Consider the following 23,247-nt stretch of genomic DNA (forward strand, 5'->3'; position numbering starts at 1 on the left):
TGTGCCCGCCATGGCCCTCTCGCGACGGACCTTGTTGAAGGGAATGCTCGGCGCCGGCGCGCTGGCCGGCCTGGCCCCCACGCTGGCTGCCTGCGGCAGCGACTCCGGCGGGGGCGGCGGGGGAGTGACGTTCGGCTCGAACTGGTCCGACGAGGTGCCCAAGAAGGGCATCGCGGACATGGTGGCCGGCTACAGCGGCAAGGTGTCCATCAACACCGTCGACCACAACTCCTTCCAGGAGAACATCAACAACTACCTGCAGGGCGGCCCGGACGACGTGTTCGGCTGGTTCGCCGGCAACCGCATGCAGTTCTTCGCCGAGCAGGGCCTCGTCGGCGACATCAGCGACGTCTGGACCGACATCGGCAGCGGCTTCTCCGACGCGATGAAGCAGCAGGCCACCGGCAAGGACGGCAAGCAGTACTTCGTGCCGCTGTACTACTACCCGTGGGCGGTCTTCTACCGGAAGAGCCTGTGGCAGGAGAAGGGCTACCAGCCGCCGACCACGCTGGACCAGTTCACCGCCCTGGCCAACCAGATGAAGAAGGACGGCCTCATCCCGGTCGCCTTCGGGGACTCCGACGGCTGGCCGGCCATGGGCACGTTCGACTACCTGAACCTGCGGATCAACGGCTACGACTTCCACGCCCAGCTGATGGCGGGCCAGAAGGCGTGGAACTCGCCGCAGGTCAAGTCGGTGTTCGACACCTGGCGCGGGCTCCTGCCGCTGCACCAGCCGGACTCGCTGGGCCGCACCTGGCAGGAGGCCGCGCAGTCGTTGCTGCGCAAGGAGAGCGGGATGTTCACGCTCGGCCTGTTCATGGGCCAGCAGTTCCCCGAGGGCGACCGCGACGACCTCGACTTCTTCCCGTTCCCCGAGGTCGACCCGGCCATCGGCACCGACGCCGTCGAGGCACCCATCGACGGGTTCATGATGGCCGCGCACCCGCGGGACGAGAGCGGCGCGAAGAAGCTGCTGGGCTACCTCGGGACCGCGAAGGCGGGCGACCTCTACCTCAAGGCGGACCCGAACAACATCGGCGCGCACAACGACGCCGACACCAGCGGGTACAACGCCCTGCAGAAGAAGTCGCAGGAGCTGGTGAGCAAGGCCAAGTCGCTCTCGCAGTTCCTCGACCGCGACACCCGGCCGGACTTCGCCTCGACCGTCATGATCCCGTCGCTGCAGGAGTTCATCCGCAACCCCAACGACATCGACGGCCTGACCAAGAGCATCGAGGATCAGAAGGCCTCGATCTTCGGTGGCTGACGTGGCGGTGCGCGGGACGGGGACGGCGCCACCGCGTCGTCCCCGCCGCGCGCGCCGGCTGCGCACGCTGTCCGGAGTGGACCGGCTGACGGTCGTGCTCATGGTGGCGATCCCGACGCTCGTCGTCGCGGGCCTCGTCTGGGGCCCGGCGATCGCCACCGTGGCGCTGTCGTTCACCGACTGGAACGGCATCGGCAGCCTCGGCGACATCAACCTCGTCGGCTGGCAGAACTACGAGAACGCCACCTCGAACTACCCGCCGTTCGCGCCGGCCATGGAGCACAACCTGATCTGGCTGGTGGTGTTCTTCCTCGGCCCGACGCTGCTCGGCATGCTGCTGGCGGTGATGCTGGACCGGGAGCTGAAGGGCAGCCAGATCTACCAGAGCATCTTCTTCATGCCGGTCGTGCTCTCCCTCGCGCTGGTCGGCTTCATCTGGCAGCTGATCTACTCCCGCGACCAGGGCCTGCTCAACACCGTGCTCGGCACGCAGACCGACTGGTTCGGCGACCCGGACATCAACCTGTGGGCGGTGCTGGTGGCGGCCGGCTGGCGGCACACCGGCTACATCATGCTGCTGTACCTGGCCGGGCTGAAGGCCGTCGACCCGGCGCTGCGGGAGGCGGCCGCCGTCGACGGGGCCGGCGAGGTGCGCACGTTCCTGCAGGTCGTGTGGCCGGTGATGCGGCCGGTCAACATCGTCATCGTGGTGATCACGGTGATCGAGTCGCTGCGCGCGTTCGACATCGCCTGGGTGATCAACAAGGGCCGCAACGGCCTCGAGCTGATCTCCACCCTGGTGACGCAGAACGTGATCGGCGAGGCCAGCCGGGTCGGCTTCGGCTCCGCGCTCGCCACGATCATGATCGCCATCTCGACCGTGTTCATCATCGTCTACCTGATCCAGGTGATGCGGGAGCAGCGCCGATGACCGCGACCATCGACACCGAGCAGGTCACCCCGCGGCGGGTGCCGCCCCGGGCCAAGCAGCGGGTGCGGCCCGCGCGGGTCGTGCTGCGGGTGTTCCTGACCGTGCTGGCGGTCGGCTGGATCTTCCCGATCCTGTGGGCGGTCTACAACTCGCTGCGCGACTACGACTACACCTCGGTCAACGGTTACTTCTCCTTCGGCGGCTTCACCCTGCAGAACTACGTCGAGGCGTGGGCGCGCGGCAACTTCGGCCAGACCTTCTTCAACACCGCGGTGATCGTGATCCCGTCGGTGCTGCTCACGCTGCTGCTCGCGTCGTCGGTGGCCTTCGTGCTGGCGCGGTTCAGCTTCCCGTTCAACCTCACCCTGTTGGCGTTGTTCACCGCGGCCAACCTGCTGCCGCAGCAGGCGTTGCTGGTGCCGCTGTTCCGGCTGTTCCTCAACATCCACGTGCCGTACTCGGTCAGCGACTCGGGCTCGCTGTACGACACCTACTACGCGGTGATCGCGGTCAACGTCGCGTTCCAGACGGGGTTCTGCACGTTCGTGCTGAGCAACTACATGAAGTCGATCCCGCGCGAGCTGACCGAGGCCGCGCTCGTCGACGGCGCCGGCGTGCTGCGCCAGTACTGGCAGATCGTGCTGCCGCTGTGCCGGCCGGCCCTCGCCGCGCTCGCGACGCTGCAGATCACCTGGGTGTACAACGACTTCTTCTGGGCCGTCGCGTTCATGCGCACCGGGAGCAAGCTGCCGGTGACCAGCTCGCTGCAGAACCTGCGCGGGCAGTTCTTCACCGACTACAACCTGCTCTCGGCCGGCTCGGTGATCGTCGCGATCCCCACGCTGGTGATCTTCTTCCTGCTGCAGCGGCACCTGCGTGCCGGCCTGACCCTGGGAGCCACCAAGGGATGATCGTGAGCGGGCGGGAGCGTACGCCGTCCGGGCCGACCAGCAGCGCGGGAGGGAAGACGGCGTGTCAGCGACCGAGCGGAGCGAGCCAGCCAACACGGTCCATCTGTCCACGGACGCCGTGAGCCTCGTCCTCGACGTCCGCGGCGGCGGCCTGCCGACCGTCGTGCACTGGGGCGCGCCGCTGGGTGAGGTGTCCGAAGAGGACCTTCTCGTCCTGGCCGACACGGCGGTGCCGCCGACCGCGAACAGCACGCCGGACACCCCGGTGCCGGTGGCGCTGCTGCCCGAGGCCGCCCGCGGGTACCAGGGCCGGCCCGGGCTGCGCGGCCACCGTGCCGGAACCGCGTGGGTGCCCTCGTTCCGCGTCCGCGGCCTGCGGGTCACCGGGTCGACGGCCGAGATCGTCGCCGAGGACCCGGAGGCGTTGCTGCGCCTCGAACTCACCGTCGAGCTCACCCCGTCCGGCGTGCTGCGGCTGCGCTCCCGGGTGGCCAACGACGGGACCGAGCCGTACACAGTGGACGGTCTGGAGGCGGCGCTGCCGGTGCCCGCGCAGGCCACCGAGCTGCTGGACCTCACCGGGCACTGGGCGCGGGAGCGCCATCCCCAGCGCCGCCCGTTCGACCTCGGCACCTGGTCCCGGGAGAGCCGGCGCGGCCGCACCGGGCACGACGCGACGCTCGCGCTGCTCGCCGGCACGGCCGGGTTCGGCTTCCGCGGCGGCGAGGTCTGGGGCCTGCACGTCGCGTGGAGCGGCAACCACGTCACCTACGCGGAGCGGATGATCGAGGGCCCCGCGACACTGGGTGGCGGCGAGCTGCTGGCGCCGGGCGAGGTGATCCTCGCGCCCGGCGAGGAGTACGCGTCGCCGTGGCTCTACGCGGTCTACAGCTCCCGCGGGATCGACGGGCTGAGCGCGGCGTTCCACCAGTGGCTGCGGTCCCGGCCGGCGCACCCGCCGCTGCCGCGGCCGGTGGTGCTGAACACCTGGGAGGCCGTCTACTTCGACCACGACCTGGACCGGCTGCGCTCGCTCGCCGACGTGGCCGCGCGGATCGGCGTCGAGCGGTTCGTCCTGGACGACGGCTGGTTCCGGCACCGCCGCGACGACACCGCCGGCCTCGGGGACTGGTACGTCGACCCCGCGGTGTGGCCGGCCGGGCTCACGCCGCTGATCTCGCACGTCACCGGGCTCGGCATGCGGTTCGGCATTTGGGTCGAGCCGGAGATGGTCAACGAGGACTCGGACCTGTACCGGGCGCACCCGGACTGGGTGCTGGGGCCGGGTAACGGGGTGCTGCCGCCGCGGGCGCGCCACCAGCAGGTGCTGGACCTGAACGTCCCCGACGCCTACGCCTACCTCCTCGAGCGGCTCGACGAGCTGTTGCGGGACAACGACATCGCCTTCGTCAAGTGGGACCACAACCGGGACCTGGTCGCCGCCGGCCACGACGGGCGGTCCGGCGTGCACGGCCAGACGCTTGCGGTGTACCGGTTGCTGGACGCCTTGCGGGCCCGCCACCCCGGCGTGGAGATCGAGAGCTGCTCGTCCGGCGGCGCCCGGGTGGACCTGGAGATCCTCGCGCGCACCGACCGCGTGTGGGCCAGTGACTCGAACGACGCCCTGGAGCGCCAGACGATCCAGCGCTGGACGGGGTTGCTGCTGCCGTCGGAGCTGATCGGGTCGCACGTGGGGCCGCCGACCGTCCACTCGAGCGGCCGGACCCAGCACCTGTCGTTCCGGTTCGCGACCGCGCTGTTCGGCCACTTCGGCATCGAGTGGGACATCGCGTCGGCCTCGCCGGCGGAGCTGGCCGGCCTGGCCGCGGGGATCGCGTTCTACCGGCGGGTCCGCGACCTGCTGCACACCGGCGCGGTGGTGCGGGCCGACCACCCGGACCCGGCCGCGTACGTGCACGGCGTGGTGGCGCCGGACCAGTCGGCGGGCGTGTTCGCCTACGTCCAGCTGACGACGTCGGCCCGCGCCGTACCGGCCCCCATGCGCCTGCCGGGCCTGTCCCCGTCCCGCCGCTACCGCGTCGACGTCGTGACCCCGGCCGGCGAGCCGATGCGACTGGGCCGCGGTCCGTCGTGGACGCCCCGGGTGCTGACGGGCCGCCTGCTGGCCGAGGTGGGTCTGCGGCCACCGGTCCTGGCGCCGGAGCAGGCCTGGCTGGTGGAGGTCACACCCGCGTAGCCCGGAGGCATCCGGATGGGTTAACCGAGAGGCCCTAAGATCCTCTGGTGCGCAGTGGTCAGCTGATCGCTAACCGTTACCGGCTGGTAGAGCTCATCGGCTCCGGGGGCTCCGGGCTGGTGTGGCTCGCCGACGACGAGCACGCCGGCGACGTCGCGCACCGGCAGGTCGCGCTCAAGCGGCCGCACTCCGCGGACGGCCCGGCGGTCCGCGCGGAGCTCGAGCGGGAGGCCGCGGTCGCCGCGCGGGTGGAGCATCCCAACGCGATCCGGGTGCACGAGGTCGTCGGCGACGGGGCCGAGGCGTGGCTCGTCATGGAGTTCTTCCCCGCCAAGAACCTCGCCGTCATCATGCGTGAGCGCGGGCCGCTCGAGCCCGGCGAGGTCGCGCGCATCGGCGAGCAGGTGGCGAGCGCGCTCGCGGCCATCCACGACGCCGACGTCGTCCACCGCGACGTCACGCCCAACAACATCCTCGTCGACGCCGAGGGCACCGCCAAGGTCACCGACTACGGCATCTCCGCCCACCGCGCCCAGACGATGACCAGCAGCGGCAAGATCAGCGGCACCGCCGTCTACCTCTCGCCCGAGGTCGCCAACGGCAGCGGGGCCAAGGCGCCGTCGGACCTGTTCTCCCTCGGCGCCAGCCTCTTCGCCGCCGTCGAGGGGGCGCCGCCGTTCGGGTTCGGCGACCCGGACCTCGTCCTCGCCCGCATCCGCGCCGGCCGCCGCGAGCCGGCCGGCCGCGCGGGTGCGCTGACCCCGGTCCTCGACGCCCTCCTGCAGACCGACCGCGACGCCCGGCCGACCGCCGCCGAGGCCGCGGACATGCTGGGCAAGGTCGTCGCGGGCGAGCCGGTGCCGGTGTGGGAGCGCACCAGCCGCCCGCCGACCCGCCGTCGCTGGCCGATGATCGCGGGCGCGGCGGCGGTGGTCGTCGCGGTGCTGCTCGGGGTCTTCGTGTGGTCGCCGTGGCGCACGTCGGCCGGCAGCGAGCCGCCGCGCACCGTCCTCGGCGACCCGCGGACCGCCGACCCGTGCGCGCTCGTCGACCCCGACGCCACCCGCCGGTTCGGCCCCGGCGAGGTGGACCGGGCCTACGGCAACTTCAACCGCTGCGACGTGCTGGTCAACCCCGGCGCGGACACCGAGGTGGGCATCGTCGTCGAGCTCGTCGGCAAGGCGGACCCCACCGCGACCGCGCCGGCCGGCGCGACCGTCGAGGTGGCCGCGCCCCAGGGCGACGACGAGGGCGCCTGCGACGTGACGATCACCCTCGCCGACCTCAACCGCGTCGACGTCAACGCCCGCCCGCACGGCGACGCCGCGCCCGCCGACCTGTGCCCGATGGCCAAGGCCGCCGCCGACCGCGCGTTCGCGCTGCTGCCCCCGGCCGAGCTGACGCGCCGCGCGACGCCGTTCGAGCCCGCCTCGCTCGCCAACACCAGGGCCTGCGACCTGCTCGACGCCGCCACGCTGGCCCGCGTCCCCGGCCTCACCGCAGGCAGCGTCGAGAAGAACGCCGGGTACGGCGACTGGTCCTGCGAGTGGACCGCCCGCACCGCCACCATGCGGGCGCGGGTGATCTTCAACCGCAACCAGCGCCTCACCGCCGACGACGGCGAGCCGCTGACGCTCGCCGGCCACCACGCCTTCCGCGAGCCCGCGGGCTACGGTGACACGTCGTGCGAGGTGGACGTCGTGCACCGGCCCGTGATCGGGGACAACGGCGACGAGCTGGACGAGCTGGCCACGGTCGTCGTCGACGGCCCCGACCCGATGGCGACCCTGTGCGCGACGGTCACCGACCTCGCCGGCGCGGTGGCCGCGCACCTGCCGCCGGCCTGATCCCGCCGGCCTGATCGCGGTCCGGGAGGGGTCCCGGACACCCGACCTACCGTGGGCTTCCGCGACGAAGGTGGGGAAACGTGACCGATGGGGTGACCGCGTTGGCGCGGGGGCACCACAGCCTGGCGTTCGGCAGTGCCGACGCGGTGCCGGGTGGGCTGCTGGCGCTGTCGATGTCGGGGGGCATCCGGGTGCGCCCGGCGGAGGGCCGGTCCGTCTACTTCGGACGCAACTTCGAGGAGGTCCACGTCGGCATCGGCGTGGACGACCGCCGGGTGAGCCGCCGCCAGGGCGCCCTCACCTGCCGGGGCGGGCAGTGGTGGGTGGGCAACACCGGCAACCGCCCGATCCGCTTGCCCAACACCCGCTGGCTCCACCGCGACGGCGAGGAGGTGCCGCTCGCGCCGGGGTACACGCCGCTGTTCGTGCCGGGTTCGGGCGCCCGCGAGCACCTGCTGGAGCTGTACGTGGTCGGCCCGAACGGCGACCCTCCGCGCCCGGCCCCCACCGCGGCCACCGAACGCCTGACGACCTGGCGCCTGACCCCCGACGAGCGCCTGGCGGTGGTCGTGCTGGGCCAGCGGTACCTGTTGCACGAGGCGAACCCGCTGCCCCTGACCTGGCAACAGGCGACGAGCCAGCTGGCGGAGCTGGAGCCGGGCCGCTGGCGCGAGGGGAGACTGAAGCACCTGGTCGAGGACCTGCGCCTGCGGCTGTCCCGGCACGGCGTGGCGGGCCTGCGCAAGGACGAGCTCCCGGAGCCGATCGGCAACGCGCTGAACGACAACCTGCTCCGGGAGCTGGTGCGGACGTCGACGCTGGTGCCACCGGACCTGACGGTGCTCCACCCGGCGGAGTGACCGGGACCCCTCCCCGCCATCCCCGTTAGCTTCCCGGCCATGGTCAAGAAAGCACTCGTCGTCAGCGCCCTCGTCGCCGCGGCCGTCGTGGCCGTCGGGGTGTACGAGGTGTCCGGGAGCGCCGGGGCCGCACCCGGCTGCACGGTCCGCTCGACCGACGCGACCCCCGAGGCCGGCCCGGGCGACGTCGTCTGCTTCGCCGGGGACCTCGCCCGGCAGCGGCTCGTCATCACCGACGGCGGCACCGCCGACAAGCCCGTGGTCTACGACGGCGACGGGACGGCGGTCGGCGGCATCACGATCCAGGCCGACCACGTGGTCGTCCAGCACTTCACCGCCGACCGGCCCGAGGCGCCCGGCGTCGACCTGGAGGGCACCGGCATCACCCTCCGCGAGACCACCATCACCCGGCCGGTGGGCGGCGACGGCGACGGCATCCGGTTCTTCGGCGACGACCTCAAGATCCTCGGCAACGTCGTCCGCGACACCGACAACGCCAACGGCCACGCCGACTGCATGCAGACCTTCGCGGACGACACGCCGCCCAGCCGGCACGTGCTCATCGAGGGCAACCGGTGCGAGCGGGTGGACAACATGTGCCTCATGGCCGAGGGCCCCAACGACGGCGAGGGCGACGGCCACGGCGTCACCGAGGACTTCACCATCCGCGGCAACTTCTGCGAGACCCGGGAGGCGTCCCAGGCGCTGATGTTCGAGGACGTCCGCAACGCGACGATCACCGGCAACGAGTTCGCCGCGCCCACCCACCACGCCATCGGCCTCGCGATCGGGTCGACCGGCGCGCACGTCAGCGGCAACACGCTGCACCCCGGCATCGGCTACGAGGTCGGGATCGACGACTCGTCGCTGCCCGGTTACCAGGGACCGGAGCCCGGCGGCGAGCCGTGATCGATAATCAGGGGCGTGGAAGCAAAGATCCGGGCATTCCGCGCCGACGACGAGCGGACGCTGTACGACATCTGCCTGCGCACCGGCGCGAGCGGCGAGGACGCCACCGGGATGTACCGCGACCCGGACCTGCTGGGCGCCATCTACGTCGGCCCCTACCTGCGGCTCGCGCCGACGCTGGCCTTCGTCGGCGTCGACGACGAGGGGGTGGCCGGCTACGTGCTGGGCGCGGCCGACACCCGCCCGTTCGAGAAGGCCTGCGAGCACGAGTGGTGGCCGATGCTGCGCTCGAGCTACCCGCGGTCGCTGTTCCCGCCCGAGTCACCGGACGGCAAGCTCGTCCGCATGATCCACGAGCCGCCGGCCGCGGACGTCGACGTCGTGGAGCGCTACCCGGCGCACCTGCACATCGACCTGCTGCCCCGCCTGCAGGGCCGCGGCTGCGGCCGCCGCCTGCTGGAGACGCTGTTCGACGCGCTTCGAGCGGCCGGTGGGAAAGGCGTCCACCTGGGCGTGGGCCTGGCCAACCTACGCGCGATCGGCTTCTACGAGCGCATGGGCTTCACCGTGGTCCGCCGGCACACCGGCTCCCTGGTGATGGCCCGCACCCTCTAGAGACCCAGCTGCTGGGCCAGCGCCTCCGTGTGGGTGTCCGCGTCGCCGAAGGCCAGGGCCGACGCGATGGCGTGCCGGGTGTAGTAGTGCAGGTCGTGCTCGGCGGTGAAGCCGATCGCGCCGTGGACCTGGTGGCCCAGCGCGCAGACCCGCTGGTACGCCTCGCTCACCCAGCTCTTCGCGACCGCCACCTCGACCGCGGCCGGCAACCCGCGGCCCAGCCGCCAGATCGCCTCGTACGCGATGAACCTCGAGCCCAGCACGTCGATCGCCATGTTCGCGCAGTGGTGCTGCACCGCCTGGAACGCGCCGATCGGCTTGCCGAACTGCTCGCGCTGGGTCGCATACGCCACCGTCGCGTCCAGCACCGCCTGGGCGCCGCCCACCATCTCCGCGCACACGGTCGCGGCGCCGAACGCCGTGACCAAGGGCGCGTCGACGGGCCGCGCCGAGGACAGCGACGGGAACCGCACCCGGTACTTCGGGTCGAGCCCGACCACGTCCTGCCGCGACACGTCGGCGACCTCCGCGGCCGGCACGACCACCACCGAGTCCTCAGTGGACACCACGAACCCGTCCGCCGACGCCGCGTACGGCACCAGCGACGCCTCGCCGGCGACGGCGGACGCGAACGTGTACACCAGCCCGCCCGCGATCTCCTCCCGCAGCGACGGCACCGCCATCCCGCAGGTCACGGTCGTCGCGAACGGGGACGGCACCGCGAACCGGCCGAACTCCTCGGCCAGCAGGCACGCCTCCAGGAACCCGCCGCCGAGCGACTCGTCGAACGCCAGCCCGGTCCAGCCCAGCTCGACGATCTCCTTCCACAGCGCCGCCGAGTACCCGGCCGGTTCCCCGGACACGGCCCGCGCCGACGCGCCGACGGCGTGCGCGGCAAGGAACTCCCGGCCCGTCCGCTGCACCAGCTCCTGGTCCGGCGTGAGCGTCAGGTCCATCAGCGCGTCACCGGCGGGATCTTGTCCGACCGCACCCACACGCCCGGCCGCTCCTCCCAGAACAGCTGTACCAGCACGCCACCGGTCTGCTTCGGGTGGACGAACGTGTGCTTCCACGCCGCCCCGTCCGTCACCCCCGACTCCTCGTCGAACGTCGGCACGTCGTGGAAGGCGAGGGCGGCCAGCGCGGCATCCCAGTCGGCCACCTGGAACGTCACGTGGTGCGCCGCGGCCCCGTTGCGGGCGAAGAACTTCTCGATGAACGAGTCCTTCCCGCGCGGCATGATCACTTCCCAGCAGATCGAGGACCCCGGCACGTTCAGCACGAGGTCGGCCATGTCCGGATGCTCGTCCTCGGCCGTGCGCCACACCTGGACGAACCCGGCCAGGTCGGCATACCAGCGCGCCAGCTCGTCGCGGTCGAGGAAGGCCTGGCAGATGTGGTCCAGCGCCACCACCCCCACCGTCGGACCGTCCACAGTGTCAGGAGAAACCGGGGTAGGCCGGTCGTCCCCGCACATCGCCAGCGTGCCCGGGCCACGCATGCGGAACAGCACACCCGGCCCGTGCTCCGGCGGCGACAGCGACGCCTCCGCCCACCTGCCCGGCATCCCGTCGGTCAGCTTGATGCCCAGGGAGGACAGCTCCGAGAGCGTCGCGTCCAGGTCCGGCACCTCGACGCCGACATGGTGCAGGCCGGGCCGCCCGCCGTGCTCGTCCAGCCACGTCCGCAGCGGCGAGGAACCGTCGGTGGGGGAGAGCACCAGCCACGTGTGGCCCGAGCTGCCCGGGATGTCGAGCCGGACCCCCCGGGTGCCGGCCACCGGGTTGTCCCAGCGCTCGACGGGCCGGAACCCGAACACCGTCGACAGCAACGAGACCTGCGCGTCGAGGTCGGGCACCAGCTGAGCCACGTGGTCTATCCGGTAGATACGCATGAAACCCTCCGAAGTCAGCTGGGGTGCGGCTCGATCCAGTCGTACTCGTTGTCCACGAGCTCCTTGACCAGGCGCAGGTTGTAGCGGTTCATCGCGGCGATCCGCTCGGCCAGCTCACCGACGTGCTTGTCGAACTCCCCGGCCGGGAACACGTGGTTGACCAGGCCGATCTCCAGCGCCCGGGCCGCGTCCAGCCGGATCCCGGTGAACAGCATCTCCTTCGCGCGCGCCTTGCCGACCCGCTTCGGCAGCCGCTTCACCCCGCCCCAGCCCGGCGCCGAACCGCCGAACGCCGGCTGGTCCGGGTCGGGCCCGCCGTTCATGAACTTGGGCTGGTACGGCGGCCGCGCGGACAGCGTGATCTCGACGAGCCCCAGCCTCGCGTCGTCGGCGGCCACGATGAAGTCCGCGGCCAGCGCCAGCTCCAGCCCGCCGCCGACCGCGTAGCCGTGCACGGCCGCGATGACCGGGACGGACGTCCGCTCGATCAACGCGAACGTCTTCTCGCCGAGCCTGCCCTGCTCGATCCGCTCCTTCGGCGTGAGGCCCTCGGACCACTTCACGTCCATGCCGGCGCAGAACGCGCGCTCCCCGGCGCCCCGCAGCACCGCGACGCACACGTCCTCGTCGTCGTCGATCTCCGTGAAGACCGTCCGGAGCTCCGTCATCGAGGCCGGCGTCAGCGCGTTCAGCTTGTCCGGGCGGTTGAGCGTGATCCACGCGACCCGGTCCTCGATCTGCACGTCAAGGGTTTCGTATGCCATGTTCTCCATCTTCCGACAGGTTCAACTCTTCGGCAGGCCAAGCCCGCGGGTGGCGATCACGTTGCGCTGGATCTCCGTTGTGCCGCCGAGGAAAGTGGCCGCGACCGCGTCGAGCCGCAGGTGGGTGAACGCCGCGCCGAGCGGGGCCCCGGCCCGGCCCCACAGCTCGGCGTGCGCCCCGAACGCCTCCGCGCCGGTGCGGGCCAGCCGGCCGGCGAGCTCCGCGCCGAACAGCTGGTTCACCGATGCCTCGTAGCCCGGCACCTCGCCGCTGACCTGCTTGGACACCGTGTAGCGGGCCAGGTTGTACAGCACCCGGACCTCCGCGTACCGGCGCGCGATCTCGTGCCGCAGCCGGGACCGGTCCGGCCGCAGCAGCTCGCCGCCCTCCTGCACGTAGGAGACCAAAGTGGACAGTGCCTGCTCGAACTTGACGGTGCCGCCGATGCCGGCCCGCTCGAAGCTCAGCGCGGTCATCGCGACGTACCAGCCGCGGTTCTCCTCGCCGACCCGGTTCGCCACCGGCACCCGCGCGTCCTCGAAGAAGATCTCCGCGAACGGCGCGTCGCCGCGGATGTCGACGATGGGCCGGACGGTCACGCCCGGCGTCTTCGTGTCCACCAGCAGGAACGTGATGCCCTTGTGCTTGGGCGCCGCGGGGTCCGTGCGCACCAGCACGAACAGCCAGTCCGCGTGCTGGCCGAGCGAGGTCCACACCTTCTGCCCGTCGACCACGTAGTCGTCACCGTCGCGCACCGCGCGGGTGCGCAGCGACGCCAGGTCCGAGCCCGACCCCGGCTCGGAGAAGCCCTGCGCCCAGGTCCGCTCGCCACGCGCGATCGGCGGCAGGTGCTCGGCCTTCTGCGCGTCGGTGCCGTACTCCAGCAGCGTCGGGCCGAGCAGGAACGCGCCGATCCCGTTCACCGTCGGCACTTGGGCCCGCATCATCTCCTCCTGCAGGATGAACTCCTGCAGGGCGGACAGGCCCGCGCCGCCGTACTCGTAGGGCCAGTGCGGCACGATCCAGCCGCGCTCGGCCAGCGCCGCGGCCCACTGCCGGGCGCCCTCGCGGCGCGCGGGGTCCTCGGCGTGCCGGTCGGCCGGCCAGTTGTAGCCCCAGACGTCCTCGGGCTCGAGGCTGTGCTCGGCGGCCGGGTCGGGCCGGTACGAGGCGGGGAAGTGCTCGGCGACGAACGCGCGCACCTCCTCGCGGAACGCCGCCTCCTCCGGGGTGTCCTCCCAGTTCATGGGCCTCCTATCCAGCCGCCGCCGCGGGCCCGGCCTCGCGGTCCCATGTGGACGGTGTGATGCCGTGGTCGCCCTCGGCGCGCAGCCGGTACTTGGCGACCTTGTCGGTGGGTGTGCGGGGCAGCGCGTCGATGAACTCGATGTAGCGCGGCACCATGAACTTGGGCAGCCGCTCGACGCAGAACTCCACCAGCTCCTCGGGGTCCAGCGACGCGCCGGGCCGCAGCACCACCGCGAGCTTCACGTCCTCGTCCTCCAGCGCGGAGGGCACCCCGATCGCCGCGCTCTCCAGGATCGACGGGTGCAGGTTCACCTCGCACTCGAGGTCGAAGGCGGAGATGTTCTCGCCGCGCCGGCGGATCGAGTCCTTCATCCGGTCGAGGAAGTAGAAGTAGCCGTCCTCGTCGCGCCACACCTTGTCGCCGGTGTGGAACCACAGGTTGCGGAACACCTCGGCGGTGGCCTCGGGTGTGCCGTAGTAGCCGTTGGTGATCACGAACGGCTGCTTGGGCCGCAGCACCAGCTCACCGGGCTCGCCCGGGCCGACCTCGCGGTCGTGCTCGTCGACCACGGCCGCCGTGAACCGTTCGTCGTGGACGGTGCCGCACGAGCCGACCCGCCACTCGCCGTACGGGCTGCCGGTGGCGATGCCGGCCTCGGTGGAGGTGTAGGTCTCCACCGAGCGGACGCCGAAGCGTTCCCGCAGCGGCGCGTCGAGCACGGACTTGCCCATGTAGAACATCTCGAGCGGATGGTTCTTGTCGTCCGGGGTGGGCTCGCGGCCCAGCAGGATCGGGATCATCGAGAACACGCTCATCGCGACCTGCGCGTCGAAGTGCCGGACGTCGTCCCAGAACCGCGAGGCGCTGAACTTCTCGACCACCGCGAGCGCGCCACCGGAGAGCAGGGCCGACATCATCCCGTCCCACAGGCCGGCCGCGTGGAACAGCGGCAGGGGGCAGTAGATCGTCTTGCCCCACCGGTCGAGGAAGTTCAGCGAGTCGTACGCGCAGGTCAGCGCCAGCGCGTGGGAGCACATCGCGCCCTTGGACGGGCCGGTGGTGCCCGACGTGTACATGATCGCCTGCAGGTCGGAGAACACCACGCCCGCGCGCGGCTCCTCGTCGCCGTGGTTCTCCAGGCTCGCCAGCGAGACGGCCGGCTTGCCGAGCGTCGCGAGGCCCTGGCCGTCGCGCACGATCAGCCCACCGAGCCCCGGCAACCGCTCGGCGATCGGCGGGATTCTGTCCACATAGGACGCGTCGATGACGAGCGTCGTCGAGTCGGAGCTGTACAGCACGTGCCGCAGCAGCTCGCCGCGCAGGGCCGTGTTCACCGGCACCGCGACCGCCCCGAGCCGGGCGAGCGCGAACACGACGGGCACGAACTCCGGGCAGTTGGGCAGCATCACCGCGACGTGGTCGCCCCGGCCGATCCCTCGCGAGATCAGGCCCTGGGCGAGCCGGTTCGCCGACGCGTGCACGTCGCCGTAGGACAGCTCGCCGTCCCGGAACTTCAGAAATGGCTCGGTCCGGTGGCTGTCCGCCCTGGACCGGAGTACGTCGCCGAGAACGAAGCTCTCCAACGTCTCCTTGCGCATCACACCTCCGCTGGCGCCCCGGAATCGCGCCAGGCGGACGGCAGGGTGTGCCCGCCCTCGCGTTCACGAGGCTCGCACCGTGCCCCCATCCGAACACGAATCGGAGGGAGGCGCCAGCCTTGGGTGATCTCCGCCTCGTCAGCGGAGCGTGGTCATCGCAGGTCAGCGCGCTTCGGACGGACCTGGCGACCGAGGGAATCCGGCCGTCGCCCAACGGGATCTCCGCAAGCCCGATGGTTGTCCACAGGCGCCGGTCCGCTTGGCTGAAACCGTCGGTGCCGGTCAGTACGCTGGATTCCGGGGGCCGGAGGCCACCGGCGAGTCGGAGACCGTGCGGCACCGGCCCCCGGGCAGCACCTGTCGAGGCGGGAGGTGGCCGGCCATGGCGCGCGTAGCGGGGTTGCTCCTCCTCGGCCTCGGCACCGTGCTGACGTGGCTCGCCGCCGCCGGGGTCGTAGTTGGCGCGTTGTTGGCGTTCGATCCGCCATGGTGGGCCGGCGCCAGCCTGGCCGGTGCCGGTGTGGTCGTCGGCGGCGTGGGGTGGCTGGCGCTGCGGGCCGGCCGCCGGCTCGGGCCGCCGCCCGTCGTCGCGCGTGCCGCGCTGGGCGCGTTCGGGCTTCGGTTCGCGATCGTCGCCATCGGGCTGGGCCTCGTCCTGTTCGGCGCGCTCACCGACCAGCCGTTGCCCGACCGGCTGTTCCTGTTCGCCTTCGGTGGCTTCTTCCTCGGCATGTCCGTCCTGGTCCTGGCCGGCGACCTCCGGTTGCGCCGTGACATCAGGGAAAGCGGCGACATCAGGGGAAGCGGCCCGCCGGACGCCGAACAGCGCGGCGTGTCACCGCCCTGAGCGGCGGTCGGTCGGCGGGGTCAGCCGGCGCGGCGGCCCATGGCGCCGATCGTCAGCCACGTGTAGTCGACGTAGGTCGGGGTCGCGTACGTGGCGTAGGCGGCCGCCAGGTCGTCGGCGGTTATCGCGCCGCTCGCCAGGGCCGGTTCCTCGATCAGGCGGTGGGTCGCGGTCAGCCAGCGGGCGAGGGCGCCGCCGCCGCGCACCGGGATGGTGTGGCCGTCGGCAGTGCAGTCCACCAGCCCGGCGTTCTCCAGTGGCACGGGCAGCGTCCGCGCCCACGCCGGGTCCGTGCCGATCGACCGCGCCATCAGCGCCGCCATCGCGGCGAGCGCGCGCCGCACCGCCGGGTCGCTCGACAGCTCCGGCACCGGCGTGGCGCACTCGACGACCAGCCACCCGCCCGGCTTGAGCCACGACGCCATCCGCCGCAGCGCCTCGTCCCGCCGGGTCACGTGCTCCAGGACGAACCGCGAGTGGATCACGTCGAACTCGCCCGGCTGCTCGTCGACGACGACGTCGTGGTGCAGCACCCGGATGCCCGACGACGCGAGCGGCGCCAGGAAGTCGGTGCTCATGTCGGTGGCCGTCACGTTCGCCGCGCCGGCCCGCTCGGCCAGCATCCGCGCCACCGACCCGGCACCCGCGCCCACCTCGAGGCACTGCGAGCCGGGCCGCACGCCGACGCGGTCGAGCAGTCGCGCGCTGAACGGGTCGAAGATCTCCTGCAGCAGCGTCAGGCGGTCGTGCTCGGCCTGCGCCTTGGTGTCGACGTACGAGGTCCAGTTGAGCGTGTCGGACATGAGCGGGATCGTACGTCAAACTAACGATTCATAGTGATCCGACGTATCTGCCAACAAACTGATTGCTGGCGGGAGGAGATCACCGGATCGTCGGTTTACATCGGATGTCTTGGTGCCTAGAGTCCGTGGACGTGACCTGCCGACCTCAACGAGGAGGACCGCCATGTCCCGCAGACACTGGCTCACCACGGCACTGACCCTGCTGACCGTCACGACCCTGCTCCCGACCCAGGCCGCGGCCGCCGAACCAGCGGCGGCCGAGCCCGTCGCGGCCGCCGGCCCCGGCACCAACTACGCCGTCGACGACCCGTTCACCGCCAACCGCACCCAGTGGTGGCGCGACGACCGCTTCGGCATGTTCATCCACTTCGGCGCCTACTCGAACCTCGAGGGCGAGTACACCCGCCCGGACGGCTCGGTGTGCCGCAACGCCGAGTGGATCCAGCGCGAGTGCCAGATCCCCAAGGCCGACTACGAGCGGCAAGCCGCCACCTTCAACCCCGCCGGCTTCAACGCGGACGCCATCGCGCAGGCCGCCGCGGACGCCGGCCAGAAGTACGTGGTGATCACCTCGAAGCACCACGAGGGCTACGCCATGTGGCCCACCAAGGTCAACAACTGGAACCTCCGCGATCACTCGAGTTTCGACAAGAACCGCGACATTCTGCGCGAGCTCAAACAGGCCACCGAGAAGCGCGGCATCAAGCTCGGCTTCTACTACTCCATCTGGGACTGGCACGACCCCGACTTCGCCGACCCGGCCACCTTCCCGCGCTACGAGCAGCGCATGTACGCCCAGCTCAAGGAACTCGTCGACAACTACGACCCGGCCGTCCTCTGGTTCGACGGCGAGTGGTCGACCGACCGCCCGAACAACCCGTGGACCGACCGCGACGGCGAGCGCCTGGAGGCCTACGTCCGCTCGCTGAGCCCCGACATCGTGATCAACAACCGGGTCGGCAAGCGCCGCGTCGTCGACGGTGACACCGGCACGCCCGAGCAGGAGATCCCCGCCGAGCCGGTCGCCGGTCAGCTGTGGGAGAGCTGCATGACGCTCAACGGCTCCTGGGGCTTCGCCAGGTGGGACACCAACTGGAAGTCGCCCGCCGAGCTCACCCGCAACCTCGCCGGCATCGCCGGGCGCGGCGGCAACTACCTGCTCAACGTCGGCCCCGACGCGCAGGGCCGCATCCCGGCCGAGTCCGTGTCCCGGCTCAAGACGATGGGCGACTGGCTGCGCACCAACGGCCCGGCGGTCTACGGGGCACGGGAGCCGGGCATCGTCGCCGAGCCCGCGTGGGGCGCGGTGAGCCGGCGCGGCGACAAGCTCTACGCCTCGGTCTACAACTGGCCGAGCGGCTCGCTTACCCTCGACGCCAAGGCGCCCTTCCAGGTCACCGGCGCTCGCGTGCTCGGGAGCGACCAGCGGGTCCGCGCCAGCCGCGCCGGTGACGTCGTGACGATCACCCCGGCCGGCGGCCCGACGAGCGACATCGCCACCGTGATCGAGCTGACCGTCCGGCCCGCCCGGCCGGCCGGGCAGAACCGCGGTACTGGACTGAAGGCCCAGTTCTGGCCCAACGCCACCTTCGCCGGCGACGCGACGGTGACCAGGACCGACCGCGGCGTCAACTACAACTGGAAGTACACCGGCTCACCCGACCCGGCGATCCCCGCGGAGCCGTTCTCGTCGGCCTGGACCGGGCAGGTCGAGGCGCCGTTCAGCGAGACCTACACGTTCACCACGGTCTCCGACGACACCGTGCGGCTGTGGGTCGACGGCCGGCTGATCATCGACAACACCACCCCGCACGGCCCGACCGTCGACCGCGGCACCGTCACCCTGCAGGCCGGCCGCCGCTACGCCATTCGGCTCGAGCAGACCGAGCAGGGCGGTGAGGCGTCGATGAAGCTCATCTGGTCCAGCGCCGACATCGCCCAGGAGGTGGTTCCGGCCAACCGGCTGTACCCGAGCTGACCAGGAGCGAGAGACCGGACTCGGAACGTCGTTCCGAGTCCGGTCTCCCGTGACCCGGACCCCGCCGAGACACTAGGGTGTGTGCGTTCGACCAACGCACGCCAAGACAGGAGCGAATGCCTTGCGGCTCATGCGAGTGGGCGCCCCCGGCGCCGAGCGCCCGGTGGTCCTGGACAGCACCGACGGCGGCGAGGACCGGGCGTTCGGCCTCACCCGGCTCACCCAGAACATCGACGGCGCGTTCCTCGCCGAGGACGGCATCGCGCGCGTGCGCGAGGCGCTGACCAGCGGCGCGCTGCCCGAGGAGAACATCGAGGGGCAGCGGATCGGCGCGCCGATCGCCCGCCCGCCGTCGGTGGTCTGCGTCGGGATGAACTACGCCGCGCACGCCGCCGAGTCCGGTGCCGCGCCGCCCGCGCAGCCGGTGGTGTTCTTCAAGCACCCCAACACCGTCGTCGGCCCGTTCGACGACGTGCTGGTGCCGCGCGGCGCGGTCAAGGTCGACTGGGAGGTCGAGCTCGGCGTCGTCATCGGCCGGCGCGCCCGCTACCTGGAGTCGCCCGACGAGGCGCTCTCCCACGTCGCCGGCTACGTGCTGTCCAACGACGTCTCCGAGCGCGACTTCCAGCTCGACCCGACCGTCTCCGGTGGACAGTGGTCGAAGGGCAAGTGCTGCGAGACGTTCAACCCGCTCGGCCCGTGGCTGGTGCCGGCCGACGAGGTGGCCGACCCGCAGGCGCTCGGGCTGCGCTCGTTCGTCAACGGCGCGGCCCGGCAGGACTCCACCACCGCGGACATGCTGTTCGGCGTGGCCGCGCTGGTCCACCACCTTTCGCAGTTCATGGTGCTCGAGCCGGGCGACCTGCTCAACACCGGCACCCCGCAGGGCGTCGCGCTGTCCGGCCGGTTCCCGTACCTTTCGGTCGACGACGTGATGGAGATCGAGATCGACGGCCTCGGCCGGCAACGGCAGGTGCTCGCCAAAGCGTGAGCGGGAGCGACGGCGAGTAGCGGAGGAGCGGAGCGAACCATTCAACACAGGGTCGCGTTGATGGCCACGTGTCTCACCGACACGTTCTTCCCGGACACCGCGCGCGCGGTGGTCCGGCTGCTGGAGCGGCTGGACTGCGTCGTCGAGTTCCCGGCGGCGCAGACCTGCTGCGGCCAGATGCACTACAACACCGGCTACCGGCGCGAGGCCACCACGCTCGCCAAGCGGACCGCGAAGGCGTTCGACGGCTACGACGCGGTGGTCGCGCCGTCCGGCTCCTGCGTCGGCATGGTCCGCGACCTCTACCCCGGGCTGCACCGCTCGACCGCCTCGGTGGCCGCGCGGACCTACGAGCTGTCCGAGTTCCTCGTCGACGTCCTCGGCGTCACCGACGTCGGCGCGTACTTCCCGCACCGGGTCACCTACCACCCCACCTGCCACTCGCTGCGCATGCTCGGCGTGGGGGACAAGCCGCTCGCGTTGCTGCGCGCGGTCCGCGGGCTGGACTTGGTCGAGCTGCCGGAGGAGCGGTCCTGCTGCGGCTTCGGCGGCACCTTCGCGCTGAAGAACGCGGAGACGTCCACCGCGATGCTCGCCGACAAGATGCGCAACGTCCTCGACACCCGCGCGCAGGTGGTCACCGCCGGGGACAACTCGTGTCTCATGCACATCGGCGGCGGGCTGTCCCGGCTCAGCACCGGGGTGCGCGCGCTGCACCTCGCGGAGATCCTGGCCAGCACCGAGGAGGAGCCATGGGCCGTAACCCGGTGACCTGGCTGGGCAGCCCCACGTTCCCGCACGCCGCCAGCATCGCGCTGGCCGACACGCAGCTGCGCGGCAACCTCGCGCACGCCACCTCGACCATCCGCACCAAGCGCGCCGCGGCCGTCGCCGAGCTACCGGACTGGGAGAGGCTGCGGCTGGCCGGCGAGGCCATCAAGGACGACGTGCTGTCGCGTTTGGACGTCTACTTGCAACAGTTGGAGGCGTCGGTCACCGCGCGCGGCGGGGTCGTGCACTGGGCCCGGGATGCCGACGAGGCCAACGAGATCGTGCTCGGCCTCGTCCGCGACGCCGGCGCGCGCGAGGTCGTCAAGGTCAAGTCGATGGCCACCGCGGAGATCGGCCTGAACGAGGCGCTCGAGGCGGGCGGCGTCACCGCGATCGAGACGGACCTGGCGGAGCTGATCGTCCAGCTCGGCGACGACCGCCCGTCGCACATCCTCGTGCCGGCCATCCACCGCAACCGCTCGGAGATCCGCGACATCTTCCGCCGGACCATGCCGCACGCCGCCGGTGTCTCCGACCGCCCGGCCGAGCTGGCCGAGGCCGCGCGCACGCACCTGCGGCGCAAGTTCCTCTCCGCCAAGGTCGCGATCTCCGGCGCCAACTTCGCGGTCGCGGACACGGGCTCGGTCGTGGTGGTGGAGTCCGAGGGCAACGGGCGGATGTGCCTGACGCTGCCGGAAACGCTGATCACGGTGATGGGCATCGAGAAGCTCGTGCCCACGTGGCAGGACCTCGAGGTGTTCCTCCAGCTGCTGCCCCGCTCGTCGACAGCGGAACGGATGAACCCCTACACGTCCGTCTGGTCCGGCGTCACTCCCGGCGACGGCCCCCGCGCGTTTCACCTGGTGCTGCTGGACAACGGCCGCACCGCGACGCTCGCCGACCGGGTGGGCCGCCAGGCGCTCAGGTGCATCCGGTGCTCGGCGTGCCTGAACGTGTGCCCGGTCTACGAGCGCACCGGCGGGCAGGCGTACGGCTCGGTGTACCCGGGCCCGATCGGCGCCATCCTCACGCCGCAGCTGGGTGCCGGCTCGGGGGACCCGGAGACGGACGCGTTGCTGCGCTCGCTGCCGTTCGCGTCGTCGCTGTGCGGGGCGTGTTACGAGGTGTGCCCGGTGCGGATCGACATTCCCGAGGTGCTGGTGCACCTGCGCGGCAAGGCGGTCGAGGCGAAGGGCCCCTACACCCCGGAGGCGGTGGCGATGGCCGCCGCGTCGTGGGTCATGGCGTCGCCGGTCCGGTTCCGCCTGGCGCAGCGGCTGGCTTCCGCTGCCCGGTTCCTCGCCCGCCGCGGCCGGATCAAGCGCCTGCCGTGGCCGGCGTCGAAGTGGACCGACTCGCGCGATGTGCCCGCCCCTCCGGCGGAGTCGTTCTCGGCGTGGTGGCGGAGGACCCGTGGCTGACTCCCGCGACGTGGTGCTCGGCCGCATTCGCGCGGCGCTGCGGGACCGGCCCACCCCGCCCCCGGTCCGCCGCGACTACCTCCACACGCGCGACCTCGGCGACGTGGTGGCGCTGTTCGCCTCTCGCGTGGCCGACTACCGGGCGGTGGTCCGCCGGGTCTCCGAGCCGACCCTGCCGACGTCGATCGAGTCGTCGCTGCGGGCGCGGGGTGCGCGCAAGATGGTCGCCCCGGTGGATCTTCCCGGCTGGTGGCGGGTCGGCGAGGTGGTCTGGTCGCTGGACGCCCCCGCCCACCCGTTGCCCCGCACCACTCTCGACCACTCGGACGGTGTGCTCACGGCGTGTGCGGTGGCGATCGCCGAGACAGGCACCATCGTGTTGGACGCCGGCGAAGCCCAGGGCCGGCGAGCCATCACCCTGCTCCCGGACTACCACCTGTGCGTGGTCCGAGCCTCGCAAATAGTCGGCACGGTCCCCGAGGCCCTGTCCCGCCTGGACCCGGCCCACCCGCTGACCTTCATCAGCGGCCCCAGCGCGACGAGCGACATCGAGCTGGACAGGGTCGAGGGTGTGCACGGCCCGAGAAACCTGGAAGTCCTGATAGCGGAATGACCCAGGCCGGCGGGGCCGCGCGCTGATGAGAGTGTCCACTGTGGAGTTCCCGGCAGAACCGCTCAACATCCGCCCGCAGAAGCTCCACCCCACCCAGGCTCAGGGACCGCGCCGTGCTCGCGGTCAGTCACTCCCAAGCGCGGCCGGCTCACAACAGCTTCGGGAGTCCCTGGCCGGGTCGAATGTCGACTGCGCCGGTATGGAAATTGATCCCCGCGCGCAATGGTTCGGACATCGGCCAGACCGGGCAGGAGCAGTGGCATGTCCTGGCCGACACGAAGGCAATGAGTTCTGCCTGCTCAAGGCCCGCCTCAACCCACTCTGATGGGCATCGGTCACGTCTCGACACCAGGTATCTAGATGTGATAGCAGTCGCCGTCGCTCGGCAGTTCAACGCCGGGCCAGGTGTGCTCTCGCACTTCGTCGCTCATGTGGGTTGCGATGACGCGCACCTGCGGAAAACGGTGTGCGATCTTCATCAAATCCGTCGCCCCCATATGTCCGGACCGTTGCTCGATAAATGAGGCGTCAAGCACCGCGGCCGAGGATTCCAACATGATGTTGTCGATCCCGGCGCATAGTTCCGAGTCGCCGGAGAATCCGGCCGTGGCGGTGCCGTCGCCAACAATATAGCCAAGAGCCGGTGCGATGGTGTGTTGGACTTGGACGGCTCGAACCGAGTAATGCCCTGCTGTCACGCTGCCGCCGACGTCCGGCCACTCGTGAAACCTGACCCGGGAGTTCTCTCTGACCTTTTGCCAAGACTCCGGGTAGGCG

Annotated in this window: 21 protein-coding genes; 14 read left to right on the top strand and 7 right to left on the bottom strand. The window is 71.5% G+C overall.

All coding sequences use genetic code 11. The features are described from left to right. Nucleotides 1–10: 10 nt before the first annotated feature. The 8 genes from VGD70_RS32295 to VGD70_RS32330 all read left to right on the top strand — a co-directional run bounded on the left by VGD70_RS32295 (nt 11) and on the right by VGD70_RS32330 (nt 9,540). Complete coding sequence (locus VGD70_RS32295; protein ID WP_331088108.1) at nt 11–1,270, top strand: ABC transporter substrate-binding protein; 1,260 nt, start codon at nt 11–13, stop codon at nt 1,268–1,270. Then, a complete protein-coding gene (locus VGD70_RS32300; RefSeq protein ID WP_331088110.1) occupies nt 1,263–2,201 on the top strand; it encodes a sugar ABC transporter permease in 939 nt (312 codons plus the stop codon). The genes VGD70_RS32295 and VGD70_RS32300 overlap by 8 nt, the downstream gene beginning before the upstream one ends. Next, complete coding sequence (locus VGD70_RS32305) at nt 2,198–3,112, top strand: carbohydrate ABC transporter permease (protein WP_331088112.1); 915 nt, start codon at nt 2,198–2,200, stop codon at nt 3,110–3,112. Before VGD70_RS32300 ends, VGD70_RS32305 begins: the two co-directional genes overlap by 4 nt. A 61-nt stretch (nt 3,113–3,173) precedes the next feature. Further along, nucleotides 3,174–5,309: an alpha-galactosidase gene (locus VGD70_RS32310; protein WP_331088114.1), complete on the top strand. Its 2,136-nt coding sequence runs from the start codon at nt 3,174–3,176 to the stop codon at nt 5,307–5,309. Between the two features lie 47 nt (nt 5,310–5,356). After that, nucleotides 5,357–7,156 (top strand): serine/threonine-protein kinase, encoded by a 1,800-nt coding sequence (locus VGD70_RS32315; protein ID WP_331088116.1) that lies wholly within the window; start codon nt 5,357–5,359, stop codon nt 7,154–7,156. An 80-nt stretch (nt 7,157–7,236) separates the two neighbouring features. Then, complete coding sequence (locus tag VGD70_RS32320; protein ID WP_331088118.1) at nt 7,237–8,016, top strand: FHA domain-containing protein; 780 nt, start codon at nt 7,237–7,239, stop codon at nt 8,014–8,016. Between the two features lie 39 nt (nt 8,017–8,055). Continuing rightward, complete coding sequence (locus VGD70_RS32325; protein ID WP_331088119.1) at nt 8,056–8,925, top strand: hypothetical protein; 870 nt, start codon at nt 8,056–8,058, stop codon at nt 8,923–8,925. Nucleotides 8,926–8,940: 15 nt separating this feature from the next. Continuing rightward, complete coding sequence (locus VGD70_RS32330) at nt 8,941–9,540, top strand: GNAT family N-acetyltransferase (protein ID WP_331088121.1); 600 nt, start codon at nt 8,941–8,943, stop codon at nt 9,538–9,540. Here the strand turns inward: VGD70_RS32330 and VGD70_RS32335 are convergent. Genes VGD70_RS32335 through VGD70_RS32355 form a run of 5 tightly spaced genes read right to left on the bottom strand, consistent with a single transcriptional unit; the run spans nt 9,537 to nt 15,046 of the window. Then, complete coding sequence (locus VGD70_RS32335; RefSeq protein ID WP_331088122.1) at nt 9,537–10,535, bottom strand: acyl-CoA dehydrogenase family protein; 999 nt, start codon at nt 10,533–10,535, stop codon at nt 9,537–9,539. The two genes, VGD70_RS32330 and VGD70_RS32335, sit on opposite strands and share 4 nt — an antisense overlap. Beyond that, nucleotides 10,496–11,434: a VOC family protein gene (locus VGD70_RS32340; RefSeq protein WP_331088124.1), complete on the bottom strand. Its 939-nt coding sequence runs from the start codon at nt 11,432–11,434 to the stop codon at nt 10,496–10,498. Before VGD70_RS32340 ends, VGD70_RS32335 begins: the two co-directional genes overlap by 40 nt. 14 nt (nt 11,435–11,448) lie before the next feature. Then, on the bottom strand, nt 11,449–12,198 hold the full coding sequence (locus VGD70_RS32345) for an enoyl-CoA hydratase/isomerase family protein (RefSeq protein WP_331088126.1): 750 nt from the start codon (nt 12,196–12,198) through the stop codon (nt 11,449–11,451). 21 nt (nt 12,199–12,219) lie between these two features. Then, nucleotides 12,220–13,446: an acyl-CoA dehydrogenase family protein gene (locus VGD70_RS32350; RefSeq protein WP_331088128.1), complete on the bottom strand. Its 1,227-nt coding sequence runs from the start codon at nt 13,444–13,446 to the stop codon at nt 12,220–12,222. A gap of 7 nt (nt 13,447–13,453) precedes the next feature. After that, complete coding sequence (locus tag VGD70_RS32355) at nt 13,454–15,046, bottom strand: AMP-binding protein (RefSeq protein WP_331088130.1); 1,593 nt, start codon at nt 15,044–15,046, stop codon at nt 13,454–13,456. A gap of 382 nt (nt 15,047–15,428) precedes the next feature. Between VGD70_RS32355 and VGD70_RS32360 the strand changes: the two genes are divergently transcribed. Continuing rightward, on the top strand, nt 15,429–15,893 hold the full coding sequence (locus VGD70_RS32360; RefSeq protein WP_331088132.1) for a hypothetical protein: 465 nt from the start codon (nt 15,429–15,431) through the stop codon (nt 15,891–15,893). Nucleotides 15,894–15,913: 20 nt separating this feature from the next. Here the strand turns inward: VGD70_RS32360 and VGD70_RS32365 are convergent, their stop codons facing one another. After that, a complete protein-coding gene (locus VGD70_RS32365) occupies nt 15,914–16,696 on the bottom strand; it encodes a class I SAM-dependent methyltransferase (RefSeq protein ID WP_331088134.1) in 783 nt (260 codons plus the stop codon). Between the two features lie 163 nt (nt 16,697–16,859). Here VGD70_RS32365 and VGD70_RS32370 point away from each other — a divergent pair, with 163 nt between their 5' ends. The 5 genes from VGD70_RS32370 to VGD70_RS32390 all read left to right on the top strand — a co-directional run bounded on the left by VGD70_RS32370 (nt 16,860) and on the right by VGD70_RS32390 (nt 22,470). Next, nucleotides 16,860–18,674 carry an alpha-L-fucosidase gene (locus tag VGD70_RS32370; protein ID WP_331088136.1) on the top strand — a complete coding sequence of 605 codons (1,815 nt, stop codon included), beginning with the start codon at nt 16,860–16,862 and terminating at the stop codon, nt 18,672–18,674. A 121-nt stretch (nt 18,675–18,795) separates the two neighbouring features. Continuing rightward, a complete protein-coding gene (locus VGD70_RS32375; RefSeq protein ID WP_331088138.1) occupies nt 18,796–19,665 on the top strand; it encodes a fumarylacetoacetate hydrolase family protein in 870 nt (289 codons plus the stop codon). Nucleotides 19,666–19,725: 60 nt separating this feature from the next. After that, nucleotides 19,726–20,436: a (Fe-S)-binding protein gene (locus VGD70_RS32380; protein ID WP_331088139.1), complete on the top strand. Its 711-nt coding sequence runs from the start codon at nt 19,726–19,728 to the stop codon at nt 20,434–20,436. Further along, on the top strand, nt 20,418–21,857 hold the full coding sequence (locus VGD70_RS32385) for a LutB/LldF family L-lactate oxidation iron-sulfur protein (RefSeq protein WP_331088141.1): 1,440 nt from the start codon (nt 20,418–20,420) through the stop codon (nt 21,855–21,857). Before VGD70_RS32380 ends, VGD70_RS32385 begins: the two co-directional genes overlap by 19 nt. Next, the gene (locus VGD70_RS32390; protein ID WP_331088143.1) at nt 21,850–22,470 is read left to right on the top strand and encodes a LutC/YkgG family protein; all 621 of its coding nucleotides are present in this window, start codon (nt 21,850–21,852) and stop codon (nt 22,468–22,470) included. Before VGD70_RS32385 ends, VGD70_RS32390 begins: the two co-directional genes overlap by 8 nt. 356 nt (nt 22,471–22,826) lie before the next feature. Here VGD70_RS32390 and VGD70_RS32395 read toward each other — a convergent pair. Beyond that, nucleotides 22,827–23,247 (bottom strand): MBL fold metallo-hydrolase (locus tag VGD70_RS32395; protein WP_331088145.1); only part of this gene is annotated, 421 nt, incomplete at its 5' end.

The organism is Actinophytocola sp., from assembly GCF_036402745.1.
Taxonomy (GTDB): Bacteria; Actinomycetota; Actinomycetes; order Mycobacteriales; family Pseudonocardiaceae; genus Actinophytocola.

What these genes read in the sequence shown, in the direction of transcription:
- VGD70_RS32295 (WP_331088108.1), top strand. Translation starts at nt 11, where the DNA reads ATGGCCCTCTCGCGACGGACCTTGTTGAAGGGAATGCTCGGCGCCGGC.
- VGD70_RS32305 (WP_331088112.1), top strand. Translation starts at nt 2,198, where the DNA reads ATGACCGCGACCATCGACACCGAGCAGGTCACCCCGCGGCGGGTGCCG.
- VGD70_RS32325 (WP_331088119.1), top strand. Translation starts at nt 8,056, where the DNA reads ATGGTCAAGAAAGCACTCGTCGTCAGCGCCCTCGTCGCCGCGGCCGTC.
- VGD70_RS32340 (WP_331088124.1), bottom strand. Translation starts at nt 11,434, where the DNA reads ATGCGTATCTACCGGATAGACCACGTGGCTCAGCTGGTGCCCGACCTC.
- VGD70_RS32345 (WP_331088126.1), bottom strand. Translation starts at nt 12,198, where the DNA reads ATGGCATACGAAACCCTTGACGTGCAGATCGAGGACCGGGTCGCGTGG.
- VGD70_RS32350 (WP_331088128.1), bottom strand. Translation starts at nt 13,446, where the DNA reads ATGAACTGGGAGGACACCCCGGAGGAGGCGGCGTTCCGCGAGGAGGTG.
- VGD70_RS32355 (WP_331088130.1), bottom strand. Translation starts at nt 15,046, where the DNA reads ATGCGCAAGGAGACGTTGGAGAGCTTCGTTCTCGGCGACGTACTCCGG.
- VGD70_RS32360 (WP_331088132.1), top strand. Translation starts at nt 15,429, where the DNA reads ATGGCGCGCGTAGCGGGGTTGCTCCTCCTCGGCCTCGGCACCGTGCTG.
- VGD70_RS32365 (WP_331088134.1), bottom strand. Translation starts at nt 16,696, where the DNA reads ATGTCCGACACGCTCAACTGGACCTCGTACGTCGACACCAAGGCGCAG.
- VGD70_RS32370 (WP_331088136.1), top strand. Translation starts at nt 16,860, where the DNA reads ATGTCCCGCAGACACTGGCTCACCACGGCACTGACCCTGCTGACCGTC.
- VGD70_RS32380 (WP_331088139.1), top strand. Translation starts at nt 19,726, where the DNA reads ATGGCCACGTGTCTCACCGACACGTTCTTCCCGGACACCGCGCGCGCG.
- VGD70_RS32385 (WP_331088141.1), top strand. Translation starts at nt 20,418, where the DNA reads ATGGGCCGTAACCCGGTGACCTGGCTGGGCAGCCCCACGTTCCCGCAC.